This is a genomic window from Sinorhizobium americanum (assembly GCF_001651855.1).
In the GTDB taxonomy this organism is placed as follows: Bacteria; Pseudomonadota; Alphaproteobacteria; order Rhizobiales; family Rhizobiaceae; genus Sinorhizobium; species Sinorhizobium americanum.
Genome location: NZ_LNQC01000049.1, coordinates 283129 through 295992, shown reverse-complemented (window position 1 = coordinate 295992; position 12864 = coordinate 283129). Strand labels below are relative to the sequence as shown.

The following is a 12864-nucleotide window of genomic DNA, read 5'->3' as shown; positions in this document are numbered from 1 at the left end:
GAAGGGTTTCCGCAGCGCTAGTCGTTCGGAAGCCTTTTTCTTTTGCTCTGCTTAGTCTCCTGTTTCCTGTTGGTACTCGAGGTAGAGAGCATCGAGCCTCTGCCTCACGAATTCTGCAAAGCCGGGCGCCGCCTTCTTGCTGAAGGCAAGCGTCGTCTCCGTATCGCTCTCGCGGATGCGGACCGGACGCGTCCGGTCGGGCGCAAGCCAAGCCTCGACGCCAGCCCGCGCCCTGGTCTCAGTCAGCAAGGTGAAAAGCTTTTCGAAGCGCCGGTCGCTGTCCATTTCTGTGAAGGCGCTCTGGCGAATGTGCGAGAGCGCCTTGGCCCGCCGCCCGCCATGTTCAAGCCGATCGGCCAGTTCCATCCAGCGCCGTCGTCCGAAGGCGGGTGCGGCACCGATCGCCTCGATGATTTCAACCGGCAGGCGGCGCACGACGGTGATCATCTTCGACAGCGCCGCCTTGTCGACGCCGATCGCCGACATGATGGTCTCCCGCGAAAAGCCGCGGTCCTCGAGCCGGGTCGCAAACAGCGCCCGCTCGATGAAGGAGAGGTCCGTGCGGGCGTTGTTCTCCTGGCCCTGGGAAATGACGAGCTGCTCGTCGCTCAGCGCGCGAATGACGGCTTTCACCTTGCCGCCGATTTCGCGCAGCGCCGCCAGGCGCCGATGGCCGTAGGCGACCTGATAGCGGTTTTCCGCCTCCGGATGCGGCCGCACCAGGATCGGTACCTGTTGTCCGTGGTCGCGGATCTGCTCGACCAGCGCGGCTTGCGCCTCGGGAGTGACGCCCAGCCGGTCGACGACGAAGGATGCGTCGATCAGTTCCGGATCGAGTTCGACGATCGCGTAACCCTGCGCCAGCTGGCGTTCCAGCTCCTCGGCCCGCTCGACCCTCTGGGTGATGTTGGTGAGCGATCTGGTGATGCCGCCGACCAGCGCATTGGTTCGATGCCCCGGCGTCAGCCCGGCGATCGGCCGCTCGACCGGCGGCCGTTCCGCGTCAAGCGGAGCGGCGGAACTGTCGGAGATGCCGATCAGGTTCTTGCGGGCCATCGATTACTTCCTTCCCCAGACGCTGCGGATCATCTCTTCGATCTCCGCATTGACGAGCGAAAGGGAATCCATCGCCCGGTCATAGGTGCCCCGGATGAATTGCGACCGCTCGACCTCGTAGAGCGTCTGCTTCGTGACGCCGGCGTCCGAGATGGCTGTCGACTTCACCATGGCATTGTGCAGCATGCGGTTGCCGAAGATTGCCCGCATGAAGCCGGTCATCTGGCTCTGCGGGCCGTCATTCGGCTCGAAGCGCGTGACGAGATAGCGCATCCAATCATAGCTGGTACGGCCGCCGGCCTTCTCGACGACGGTCATGAGTTCGCTGGTCATTGACAGGAACTGCGACATCGACATGACGTCGAGCATTTGCGGGTGGACGGTGATGAGTACCGAGGTCGCCGCGCAGAGCGCCGACATCGTCAGGAAGCCGAGCTGCGGCGGGCAATCGATGACGACGACATCGTAAAAGCTCTCGATCTCCGTCAGCACCTCGCCGATCCGTGCGAAAAACAGCGTCTCCGCCGATCCGCCGATCATCGCCTTCGGGGTTTCGTGCTCGAACTCCATCAATTCGAGATTGCCGGGGATCAGATGCAGATTGGTCGTATAGGTCGAGCGCACGACGTCGGCGATCGGGCGAGGGGTTTCGTAGCGGATGGCGCCATAAAGCGTCTCAGCCTCGCCGACGTCGAGCTCGGGCTGGTGGCCGAAGAGCGCGGAAAGCGACGCCTGCGGGTCGAGGTCGATCGCCAGCACGCGATAGCCGCGCAGCGCCAGATATTGCGACAGGTGCGCCGAGGTCGTCGTCTTGCCCGAGCCGCCCTTGAAATTCATCACCGAGATGACCTGCAGCTTTTCGCCCGGCCGCCGGTGCGGAATGTATTTGCCCGTCTTGCTGCCCTCGTCGAGGACACGGCGGATCCGCTCGATGTCCTCGACCGCATACATCCGCCGGCCGTTTGACAGCGGCTGCGGGCCGTGGCCTTCTGAGGCGATCTGGCGGAGGTAGCCTTCGCCGATTCCGATGAAGGAGGCCGCCTCCGCCGGGCTGAAGAGCCGCATCGACTTCTGTGCCGTCGGAGAGAAGATCTTCCTTTGATGTTCCTGCAGCTGGTGAGCGAGTTCCTGAGCGTCGGCAGCCAGCAAGGAGGGCAAATGCTCCTGCTCGTCGACACTCTGGACTCTCGGCTGCAACATGATGATCTCCTGAAACTGCGCAAAATTCGGCAATAAGAGCGAATCTGCGCAGTTATACTATGCGCCGATTCGTTGCCGAATGACAAACGCTTAGCAAATGGTCGGCTTTTGCTGTGCGGACGGCTGGTTTCACGAATATCGCAGCTGAAGTTGTCCGCGGACAACTCAGTCGCGCGGTTGTCCGCGGACAACGTTGCCTTACTCTTACTGGAGCCATCGCGTTGCATGCGCGAAGCCGCGGTGGAAAATCACCAGACCGAGACTGTCGCCAGCGGCGGAAACCGCTAAGGTGCGGGACTGGGCATCAGCGAGGTTCCGGCCATTTCCAACGATCATCCTACAGCAGACAGAGGCCGCTCCGAGCAGTTGTCGCTGCACCAGAGGATCCTGAACGACGTCGAGGGGAATATCCTCTCGGGCCTCTGGCCCCCGGGACACCGGATACCGTTCGAGCACGAGCTGACGGAGCAGTATGGCTGCTCACGGATGACGGTGAACAAGGCGCTGAGCGACCTCGTCAAGCGCGGCCTGATCGAGCGCCGGCGCAAATCCGGCAGCTATGTCACCTTTCCGCATGTCCAATCGGCCGTCTTGGAGATCCATGACGTCAAGCTCGAGGTCGAATCGCTCGGCCTCGACTATGCCTACCGGCTCGACGAGCGCGTGCTGCGCAAGGTTACGACCGCCGACTCGGCACGCATCGACCTGCCCGGCTCGGGGCGCCTCATCGACATCACCTGCCGGCATTTCGCCGGCGGCCGACCCTTCTGCCTCGAAGAGCGGCTGATCAATCTTGCGGCTGTGCCGGAGGCGGAAGCCGAGCCTTTCGATGCGGTTGCGCCGGGCTCGTGGCTGCTCGGCCAGATTCCCTGGAGCACCGCCGAGCATCGCATCCGGGCCGTGGCGGCCGGCCGTTCGGCGGCCCAGGCGCTCGACATCGCCCCCGGGGCGCCCTGCCTAGTGATCGAGCGGCGCACCTGGAGCGGCGGCGCGCCCGTCACCAGCGTCAGGCTCACCTATCCCGGGGATCGGCACGAGCTCGTCGCCGAATTCGCTCCCGGCGCGAACGGTTAATGCATGTCGCCCAAAAGTGTGCAGCGGTTTTGGGATAACGACATGCACAAAAACGAAGACCTAAAGCGCGCCGCGTGAATACGTTTGAACGCGACGCGCTTTAGTCACCGGCTGAGACACCCGGCCGCTCTTATCAGAGACATATCACCGGCCCGATCCGCGTCATCAGTTCATCAGCAGCAGAATTAAAATTGACGTTATTTCAAATAGATAAGCGTTACATTAAATTTCGCCTCCGGTTGCCTATCCGGTAAATAGCTCCACAACCGTCGCTCAATGCCGCCTCTGGCTTGGCGCTCTCTCGACCGCCAATGGCAAGCACAGCTCCGGTCCACAGCCTTCACAACTGCTCCGGCTCGGGCACAGACATCCCCGACGCCTCCCGCCGAGAAAAAACAGCAATCTCTGGTACTTTGCCTCCGAGAGGGGCATCCTATCTTCATAGAAGTGTCATCCTGGCAGAGGGAGGAACGCGGATGCGCTGCTTTACGGTACTCGGTCCTTCGCAGATCGGAAAATCCACGCTCGTGGAAAGGTTGGGCTCGCTAGAAGGCGAGCCGAAAAAGTCAGTTTCCCCTTACGGTCTATCCATCACTGAATTCGATTTTGGCGGCGACGCCTGGTGTGCTCTCGATGTGCCGGGCAATAACGAGGCGCTTGCCCATGCGCAGGATGCGCTGCTGGCGAGCGACGCCTGCGTTCTCTGCGTTTCGCCTGTGGTCGACGAGGCGGTACTCGCCGCTCCCTATCTCAGGGCGATCGAGGCCTCCGGCACGCCCTGCATCCTCTTCGTCAACCGCATGGATGAGCCGCGTGGCCGGCTGCGCGACGTGGTTGCTGCGCTGCAGGACTATTGCAGCCGGCCGCTCGTTCTGCGGCAAATTCCGATCCGCGACGGCGACAGGATCATCGGCAGCTGCGATCTCATCTCGGAGCGCGCCTGGCGCTATCGGGAGGGCCAGACCTCATCGCTTTTCGAGCTTCCCGAGAATACGATCGAGCGCGAACACGAGGCGCGCGCCGAGTTGCTGGAGCATCTGTCCGAGTTCGACGACTGGCTGCTCGAGGAATTGATCGAGGACCGCGAGCCTGCGAGCGACACGATCTACGCGATCTCGACCCGGGTCTTGACCGAGAACAGGATCATTCCGGTGCTGCTTGGCGCGGCGAGCCACAGCAACGGCATCATGCGGCTGATGAAGGCGCTGCGCCACGAGGCGCCGCGCGCCGATGCGCTGCGCAGGCGCCTGGCCGGTGCCGCCGGCATCGACGAGGCGACGCTGACGGCGATCAGCTTCCACGCCTATCACCGGCAGAGCGTCGGCAAGACTGTCGTCGCCCGGGCGCTGCAGAACGGCGTCAAGCAGGGAGCGGTGCTCGGCGGTGCCGGGCTCGGCGCGCTTCAGGACCCGGCGAGCGGTAGGGCGATGGCGAGCGGCATAACCGTCGCCGGGCAGATTTTTGCCGCAGTGAAATCCGACCACCTCAGCGTTCCAGCGCTGCTGACGCCCCATGCGACGGTCGCGCCGCCGGAATGGACGGCACCGCCGACGCCGATCCTCGAGCGGATCCTGGTGCCGGAAAGCGAGCGCGATGAGAACAAGCTTTCCGAGACGCTTGCCAAACTCGCCGAAACCGATCGCGGCCTGACGGTCACGCAGGAGGAGGGGACCGGCGCGCAGCTGGTCAGCGTCCAGGGGCCCGTGCACCTTCGCGATATCTGCCGGACGCTTTCCGATGTCTTCCATGTGGCAGTCGGCGAGCGGCCGCCGAGCCCGGTCTATAGGGAGACGATCTCGAAATCGGCTGAGGTCCATTACCGACACCGCAAGCAGACGGGCGGTGCCGGCCAGTTCGCCGATGTGAAATTGAGCGTCCATCCGAACGGGCGCGGCGAGGGGTTCTCCTTTGCCGAAACAGTCAAGGGCGGCGCGGTGCCGCGCAACTTCATCCCGGCCGTCGAGGCCGGGGCGCGCGAGGCGATGGACAAGGGTCCGCTCGGCTTCAAGGCGATCGACGTCGGCGTGCTTTTGACCGACGGCCAGCACCATTCCGTCGACAGTTCCGAATATGCCTTCCGGACGGCCGGAAAACTCGGCGTCCGGCAGGCTCTTTCGCAGGCCGGTGCGGTGCTGCTGCAGCCGATCTTCCGGGTGGAGATCCACGTGCCGTCGATCTATTCCGGTGCGCTCGTGCCCGTCGTCGCAACTCTCAAGGGCCAGGTGCTCGGCTTTGACCGCGACGAGGCGGCGAAGGGATGGGACATCTTCCGCGCGCTCATCCCCGGCAGCGTCTTCGAGGAATTGGCCCGGTCGCTGAGATCGGCGACGCAGGGCATCGGCTATTTCTCGAAAGTCTTTGATCATTTCGAAGAGCTCTACGGCAAGGAGGCGCAGGCGATCGTCCATGCCCATGGCACGCATCAGAACGAGCATTGAGGAGGCGAGGGGAGGAAGATAGTGTCGGGCAGATCTGCAACCCTCGGGCCTCAAATGCGTCCATGCGGGGGTACGCGTATGAGACGAACGGCAATGACCGTCACTGCCAAGGGACAGGTCACGATCCCCGGCAGGTCCGCGACCTGATGGGAATCGGCCCCGGCAGCAAGGTTGAGTTTCACCGCGCGGTCGACAGCAGCGTGGTGCTCGTCCGGGCCGGCAAGAAGCGGCCCAAGGGCCGCTTTGCCCGGCTGCGTGGACATGCCGGCGAGGGGCTCAGCACAGATGCCATCATGGCATTGACGCGCGGCCAAGCATGACGCTGGTGGACGCCAGCATGCTCCTCGACGGTGTTACCGACGGTGGGGCTGCTATTGATCAACATGATCGCCCCGACGCCTCATACGGCGCTGTTCGTCGCTGAGAACCACGTCATCTCCGCGTCGCAAGATTCCTGCTATACTCGGCATGATTGCGATAACGCTCCGGGGGAACCCATGAAGCTCAAGCGGCTAAGCATAGGCACCTTCAACCTCTACAATCTGAATGAGCCGGGCCTGCCGATCTACACGGACGCCGACGGCTGGTCGGAGGAGGAATACGGCCGCAAGATCGACTGGACCCAGCGCACCATCCGGCTGCTTCAACCCGACATCTTCGGCTTCCAGGAACTTTGGCATGCGGATTCGCTGCGGCGCGCGCTTGCCGCGTCGGACCTTGACGCGGACTACGATCTGTTGGCCCCACAAGGCGCCAACGGCTCCGGTATCGTCTGCGCCGCGATCGTCCGCAAGGGCCTCCTGGTCGGCGAACCCGAATGGATCGTCGAGTTTCCCGACAAGTTCGTGCTGCACAGTTCCGGCGACGATCCTCAGACGCCGGCCATCAGCGTCGACATTCCGAGCTTCTCTAGGCCGGTGCTGCATTTCAGGGTCCGGCCGCGCGAAGACCAAGAGCCGGTGCATGTCTATGTCTGTCACTTCAAGTCGAAGGCGCCCACAAAGGTCTTTCGGGAGAGCTGGTTCAGGGCCGAGGACGAGACCTACGGCAAACATGCGGCGAGCCTCGGCGCGGCGATCTCGACCGTGCGCCGCACAGCCGAAGCGGCGGCATTGCGCTTCATGCTGACCGAACAGATGAAGGGCAACCGCACACCGGTCATTGTCCTCGGCGACATCAATGACGGCCAGCACAGCAACACTGCCAATATCCTGACGGCGCAGCCGCGCTATCTCGTCGGCGATTCGACCGGCGGCGGCGACGTCAGCCTCTATACGGCGCAGACGCTGCAGGAGTACCGCAGCACACGGGACGTCTACTACACCCACATCCACCAGGACATCATGGAGTCGCTCGACCACATTCTCGTCAGCGAGGAATTCTACGACAACAGCAGGCGGCGCCTGTGGATGTTCGACGGCATGACCGTCAACAACGACCACCTCAACTTCGACGACCACGCGGAGAGCGGCACCAACGATCACGGCGTGATCGTTGCCGCCTTCAAGTACAAGCCCATCAGGGCCGAAGCCAGCAATATCGTCGAAGAGCAACCGGCGGGCCGCGGGGGCGGGGGTTAACTCCGCTCCGCCGAGACCGGGCAGGAGTATCTGGGAAGGGCGGCCGTCGGCGATCGGTGGGGAGGAGGATTCTCCGCACACCGGGGAGAACAGCCGCGTCGCCGGACGAAGCTGTCATAGACGCAATCGCGGCTATCTTTGCGCCGTTCGATGCCTCGAGGGGGACAGTGCTAAGCCAACGAAATGCCGAGCAGTTTTTTTATGGAGACCTTTACCTGCTGAGCTGCCTTGGACAGGCCATCCTCGCGCTCCACGAGCTGAATACAGCTTGGCGGCAGGTCTGGAAGGCCAGTCTCCTTGGGTAGGGTGGCGAAGCCGTAAGGCAGGGTTCCTTCCGCCATAACCGTGATCGCAGTGCCTGAGCTAACCGCACTTTTGATCACCTCGCCGCTGGCCGTGGTCAGGACCTCACGATAGGCGTGTCCTTCTCGCTTCAAAGCGGCCTCTGCGGCGGCACGAAACGCGCAGCCTTCGGAATAGAACGCCATCGGCCAAGGCTTCCTCCGATCTACGACATAGTCTCCCGAGCAGACCCACACCAGTTTAGGCTGGCTCAGAAGTGTCGAATGGCTCTTCTTGTCCGGCAACGTGACGATCGCCAAGTCCAGCTTCCGTGTCTCCAGCAGCTTTTGCAGCTTGACGCTCATCTGGCAGGTGACATTCAATTCAATCCCAGGGAACGAGCTGTCGATGACGCGCATCAGGCGGGAGAGGAACGCCTCGCCATAGTCCTCTGCAATACCTAAGCTGACGGCTCCCGCTACTTTCCCGCTCCGCATCTTGTCCACGAGCGCATCATGGTGGTCGAGAATGATCTGGGCGTCCGGCAAGAGGTCCTTTCCCGCAGCACTCAGTTCAACGAGATGATAGCTGCGGTTGAAGAGCTTTCGGCCAAGCATATCCTCGAAGCTCTTGATGCGAAGCGACACGGTCGCTTGCGAGCAGCCAAGGCGCTCGGCTGCGCGGGAGAAGTTTCTTTCCGTCGCGACCGAGACGAAGGATCGCAGCAGTTTCATATCGATGTCGTGCACGATTAAGGTTCCCAATCGTAACCATATGATCTTCTCATTTTACCAATAGCGGAACCTGCGTCTAGTCTCCTCCGAACAACGTGTCCGGAGGATTGAATGAAAGTCGGCTTCATCGGGCTAGGCACCATGGGCGGCAACGCCGCCAAAAACATCATCCGTGCGGGGTTCGAAACTTTTGTGTTCGACCTCCGGCGCGAAGCGGCAACCGACCACCTTTCCATGGGAGCGAACTGGGTCGACAGCCCGCGCGAGATGATCAGCCATGTGGACTGCGTCGTTTCGATGGTGTTCGGCCCCCCGCATCTCGACGCGGTCCTGAACGGTTCAGAAGGTCTGCTCAGCGGCGATTGCCGCGGCAAGCTCTGGATCGACATGACGACCTCGTCTCCGCGCTTCATGCGCGACCTGATCAAGCCGTTCGTCGAGGCCGGCGGTCGGCCGATCGACGCGCCTGTCACCGGCTCCGTCGATGCTGCGATCCGGGGCGATATGCCGATGTTCGTGGGCGGTGAGGACGAGGATGTCGAGGCCGCCCGCCCGGTCATCGAGGCCATGGGCGAGTTGAGAAAGGTCGGCAAATACGGAACCGGCTACGTCGCCAAGCTCGTCAATAATCAATTGTGGAAGGTCCACGCCGCGGCGATCGGCGAGGCCATGGTCTGCGCCAAGCAGGCCGGCCTTGAGCCTGACGTCTGGTGGGAGGTGATGAAGGGCGGCGCGGCGGACAGCTTCGTCATGCAGCACGACGTCCCGTCGATCTTCGCCGGCCATTACGACCCTTCGTTCCCCCTGAAACTGTGCCTGAAAGATCTCGGGCTGATCAAGGAACTGCTCGAGGACACCGGCACGCGTTCCGAGCTGCTCGACGCCTGCCATGTGCGGTTCCGCGAAGCGAGCGACCGTTATGGGCCGGACGCCGGCGAGATGACCGTCTGCAAGGTCGTCGAGGATGACGCCGGCGTCGAACTGCGCGTCGAGGGCGACTGGATGGCACCCTGGCTGGTTACACACCAGGCGGCCGAGTAGTCGCTCTCGACCACCAAATCCATGGCCAGGCAGAAGACAGAAAGGCAGCCATCGCTGCCTGACCATGCAGGGAATTGTCGGGTGGAAACACCCGATGGCTGCCCCTCCCGGTCGGGAGACATAAAAACAACCAACGGAGTAAGGAACATGAGAAACACCGTACTTGGTGCGGCCATTGCACTGCCATTCGCAGCATTCGCCCCCGCCGCCATGGCGGACTGTGGCGAGGTGACCATCGCCAGCATGAACTGGCAGAGCGCCGAAGTGCTCTCGAACATCGACAAAATCATTCTCAACGAAGGTTACGGCTGCAGCGCGGATATCGTGGTCGTCGACGCCGCGTCGGGAATTACCTCCCAAGCAGAAAAAGGCAAACCCGACATCATTCCGGAAGCATGGGTCGACCTTTTCCCCGAGCTGGTGAAAGCACCGCTCGCCGACGGCCGCGTTGTCGCCCTGGTCCCGTCGCTTTCGGACGGTGGTCAGGCCGGCTGGTTCATTCCGCGCTACATGCTCGAAAAGAACCCGAACCTCAACAAGATCGAGGAAATTCTCGCCCATCCGGAAGCCTTCCCCTCGCAGGAAGACCCGTCGAAGGGCGCGATCTTCAACGGCCCGACCGGTTGGGGCGGCACCATCGCGACGAACCAGCTTTCAAAGGCCTTCGACGTCGCAGGTAAGGGCTTCACGGTGGTCGATACCGGCTCGGCAGCCGCGCTCGACAGCGCCATGGCCAAGGCTTACGAGCGCAAGGAGCCTTGGCTCGGGTTCTACTGGGAACCGACCTCACTGCTCGGCATGTACGACATGGTGCCGGTCGATTTCGGTGTGCAGCACGATGCCGCCGAATGGAAGCGCTGCACATCGGTCGATACCTGCACGGACCCCAAGCCCAACACGTTCCCGAAAGACAACGTTCTGACGCTGGCGTCGAAGTCCTTCATCGATCGCACCGACCCGGCGGCGGTCGAATACATGAAGGCGCGCAGCTGGAGCAACAAAACGGTCAACACGCTGATGGCGTGGATGACCGAGAACCAGGCAACTGGCGAGGAAGGCGCACGCCATTTCCTCTCCGAGCATCCGGAAATCTGGACAAAGTGGGTCTCGTCGGAGGCCTCGGAGCGGATCAAATCGTCGCTCGAGTGAGATACCTGGGGAGGGGCGTGTCATGCCCCTCCCTCAAACCGTTTGTCGCCTGGAGGATTTGCCGTGAGGACGTTCCGCGCTGAAGGATACGACTACATCATCGTTGGCGCGGGAACCGCGGGGTGCGCCCTCGCCAGCCGGCTCAGCGAAGACGAGAGTGCCTCGGTTCTGCTGCTCGAAGCAGGACCGTCCGACCGTAGCTGGATGCTGCGCATGCCTGCAGGCCTTCGCTCGGCCTTCAAACCCACCAGCACCTATAATTACTGGTACAAGACCACGCCGCAGCGCCAGCTCGACAATCGTGAGATCGATCAGCCGCGTGGCCGCGTGCTCGGCGGCTCCTCCTCGATCAACGGCATGACGTTCCTCAGGGGCAATCCCCGCGATTTCGACGATTGGCGGGACAGGGACGGTTGCGATGGCTGGTCGTTTGCCGATTGTCTTCCCTATTTCAAGCGTTTTGAGCGCCTGGAAGGCGCCGAAGGCCCTTTCCGCTCGTCCGACGGGAAGGTGAAGGTCAAGCGGCAGGAGAACCTCGGCGCGTTGAATCAGGCGTTCCTCGATGCCGGCAAGCAGGCGGGACATCAGGAAGTTTCCGACTTCAACGGTTACCGGCAGGAAGGCGTCGGCCGCTTCGAGATGAGCGTAGGTCGCGGTGTCCGCTCCAGCTCATCGAATTCGTATCTGCATTCCCAGCCAGCCCGGAAAAACCTGCGCGTCCATACCGGCTGCCAGGTGCTGAAGCTCCTGTTCAAGGGCAACCGCGCTATCGGCGTTCGGGTCCGGCGGGGTTCGGAGACGGTCGATGTCTTCGCCACGCAGGAAGTCATCATGAGCTCGGGAGCTTTCGGCAGCCCTCAGGTCCTGATGCTGTCCGGGGTCGGACCGGCGGACGATCTGAGAAGGCTTGGAATCCAGCCTCTTCTCGACATTCCGATGCTCGGGCAGAACCTGCAGGATCACTTCGAGACGCACATCCAGGTCGAATGCGACCTCAAATACAGCCTCAACCAATATCTTCGGCCCGACAAGATGGTCGTGGCTGGCATCCGGTGGTTTGCCTTCAAGGGCGGTGTCGCGGCCCTCAACCAGTGCCATGTCGGGGCTTTCCTGCGCAGCGACAGGACCGTCACCCATCCGAACTTGCAGATTCATTTCTTTCCGGTCTTCTTCGGACCGAACTGGATCCCCGATCCACGGGTCGGCGGCTATCGGCTTGGCGTCGGTCCGATGCGGCCGGAGAGCCGCGGCTCGGTACGGCTTCGCTCGTCGGATCCGAGAGACGCACCGCTTATCGACCCGAACTATCTCGCGACGGAGCGCGACCGGCTGGACACGCTGCAGGGCCTCAAACTCGGTCGGGAAATCCTGGCGCAGCCGGCATTCACACCTTTCCGAAAGCGCGAGGACGCGCCGGGGGAACAATGCCGGACCAACGCGCAACTGAAAGCGTTCATCCGCCAGGATGTTTCCAGCTCGTTCCACCCATGCGGAACTGCGCGGATGGGAAGGCCGGACGATCCCCGCTCGGTCGTGGATCTCGAACTTCGCCTGATCGGCGCGGAAGCACTGCGTGTCATCGATGCGTCCGTCATTCCCTCGATCCCGAGCGCCAACATCAATGCGACGACCTTCATGATCGCGGAGAAGGCTTCCGACCTCATCCGCGGCCGCGAGCCGCTGCCGGCAACGAAGGTCGATTACTACAGGGCTAACACGGACGGGAATCATGACCATGCAGTCGGATCGTAGCTTCAAGACGGACCTTTTCAGACGGGATCGCGCCACGCCGGACATCAAAAGAGAGGTTGCCTGCTGGACGAAGTGGGAGGCTCGCTCCAGTGAGCCGTTCGAGATTCACTACGATCGCGCTGTGTCGTTCTGGGTTGTCGAGGGCCGGGCAGAAATTGCCTTCACCGACGGGACGAAGCTCGATGTCCAGAAGGATGATTTCGTGACGATCGAACCGAATATCCGGGGTGTGTGGACCGTTATCGAGCCCATCACCAACCTGTATCGCTATCGAGACGGCAAGCCGTAAGTCCCCAAGGCCGTTCTACAGGGCCGCGCATCCAGTTATACGCGCAGAGGTCGCGGTAGCACGGAGGCTCAGAGCTGCTTCAGCTGCGGCTTCGCAGCTCGTTTGCCGCTCCAGAACGGTCGCCGCGCGCGAAGTTACTAGCGCATCGGCCCGAAAATCGGAATCGATTTTCGGAAAGCACGATGCGTAGATTCAAAGTGTTACAGCGTCCTTTGCGCGTCTGAAAAATCGCGCGGCGCTTCAATGTAACACCACCCCCGGCTTTATGG

General features: G+C 62.3%; 10 protein-coding genes and 1 pseudogene. 8 read left to right on the top strand and 3 right to left on the bottom strand.

Annotated features, from left to right (window positions below; all coding sequences use genetic code 11):
* Positions 1–51: 51 nt before the first annotated feature.
* Both repB and repA read right to left on the bottom strand, forming a co-directional pair.
* The gene (gene repB, locus ATC00_RS12285) at positions 52–1056 is read right to left on the bottom strand and encodes a plasmid partitioning protein RepB (RefSeq protein WP_064252961.1); all 1005 of its coding nucleotides are present in this window, start codon (positions 1054–1056) and stop codon (positions 52–54) included.
* A gap of 3 nt (positions 1057–1059) precedes the next feature.
* Entirely contained in the window at positions 1060–2253 is a 1194-nt protein-coding gene (gene repA / locus ATC00_RS12280) for a plasmid partitioning protein RepA (RefSeq protein WP_064253071.1), read from the bottom strand.
* Positions 2254–2622: 369 nt separating this feature from the next.
* On the opposite strand from repA, the gene hutC reads away from it, so the two are divergent.
* From hutC to ATC00_RS12260, 4 genes and pseudogenes are all read left to right on the top strand, one after another.
* Complete coding sequence (hutC, locus tag ATC00_RS12275) at positions 2623–3330, top strand: histidine utilization repressor (RefSeq protein ID WP_072642950.1); 708 nt, start codon at positions 2623–2625, stop codon at positions 3328–3330.
* Between the two features lie 476 nt (positions 3331–3806).
* Positions 3807–5768: an elongation factor G gene (locus tag ATC00_RS12270; RefSeq protein ID WP_064252959.1), complete on the top strand. Its 1962-nt coding sequence runs from the start codon at positions 3807–3809 to the stop codon at positions 5766–5768.
* Positions 5769–5846: 78 nt separating this feature from the next.
* Positions 5847–6088: pseudogene (locus tag ATC00_RS12265) on the top strand (AbrB/MazE/SpoVT family DNA-binding domain-containing protein).
* A gap of 177 nt (positions 6089–6265) precedes the next feature.
* Positions 6266–7348 carry an endonuclease/exonuclease/phosphatase family protein gene (locus ATC00_RS12260; RefSeq protein ID WP_064252958.1) on the top strand — a complete coding sequence of 361 codons (1083 nt, stop codon included), beginning with the start codon at positions 6266–6268 and terminating at the stop codon, positions 7346–7348.
* A 170-nt stretch (positions 7349–7518) separates the two neighbouring features.
* On the opposite strand, the gene ATC00_RS12255 is transcribed toward ATC00_RS12260, so the two are convergent.
* Positions 7519–8379, bottom strand: coding sequence for a LysR family transcriptional regulator (locus tag ATC00_RS12255; protein ID WP_153045205.1), 861 nt, complete (start codon positions 8377–8379; stop codon positions 7519–7521).
* A gap of 96 nt (positions 8380–8475) precedes the next feature.
* Here ATC00_RS12255 and ATC00_RS12250 point away from each other — a divergent pair, with 96 nt between their 5' ends.
* From ATC00_RS12250 to ATC00_RS12235, 4 genes are all read left to right on the top strand, one after another.
* Positions 8476–9405, top strand: a complete 930-nt coding sequence (locus tag ATC00_RS12250; protein WP_064252957.1) for an NAD(P)-dependent oxidoreductase — start codon at positions 8476–8478, stop codon at positions 9403–9405.
* A 147-nt stretch (positions 9406–9552) separates the two neighbouring features.
* Positions 9553–10554 (top strand): glycine betaine ABC transporter substrate-binding protein, encoded by a 1002-nt coding sequence (locus tag ATC00_RS12245; protein ID WP_064252956.1) that lies wholly within the window; start codon positions 9553–9555, stop codon positions 10552–10554.
* A 63-nt stretch (positions 10555–10617) separates the two neighbouring features.
* On the top strand, positions 10618–12306 hold the full coding sequence (locus tag ATC00_RS12240) for a choline dehydrogenase (RefSeq protein ID WP_064252955.1): 1689 nt from the start codon (positions 10618–10620) through the stop codon (positions 12304–12306).
* On the top strand, positions 12284–12595 hold the full coding sequence (locus tag ATC00_RS12235) for a cupin domain-containing protein (protein WP_082912256.1): 312 nt from the start codon (positions 12284–12286) through the stop codon (positions 12593–12595). Before ATC00_RS12240 ends, ATC00_RS12235 begins: the two co-directional genes overlap by 23 nt.
* Positions 12596–12864: the final 269 nt, after the last annotated feature.

Coding starts and splice junctions, on each gene's coding strand:
- ATC00_RS12235 (WP_082912256.1), top strand. CDS start 12,284: ATGACCATGCAGTCGGATCGTAGCTTCAAGACGGACCTTTTCAGACGG.
- ATC00_RS12245 (WP_064252956.1), top strand. CDS start 9,553: ATGAGAAACACCGTACTTGGTGCGGCCATTGCACTGCCATTCGCAGCA.
- repB (WP_064252961.1), bottom strand. CDS start 1,056: ATGGCCCGCAAGAACCTGATCGGCATCTCCGACAGTTCCGCCGCTCCG.
- ATC00_RS12250 (WP_064252957.1), top strand. CDS start 8,476: ATGAAAGTCGGCTTCATCGGGCTAGGCACCATGGGCGGCAACGCCGCC.
- ATC00_RS12260 (WP_064252958.1), top strand. CDS start 6,266: ATGAAGCTCAAGCGGCTAAGCATAGGCACCTTCAACCTCTACAATCTG.
- ATC00_RS12270 (WP_064252959.1), top strand. CDS start 3,807: ATGCGCTGCTTTACGGTACTCGGTCCTTCGCAGATCGGAAAATCCACG.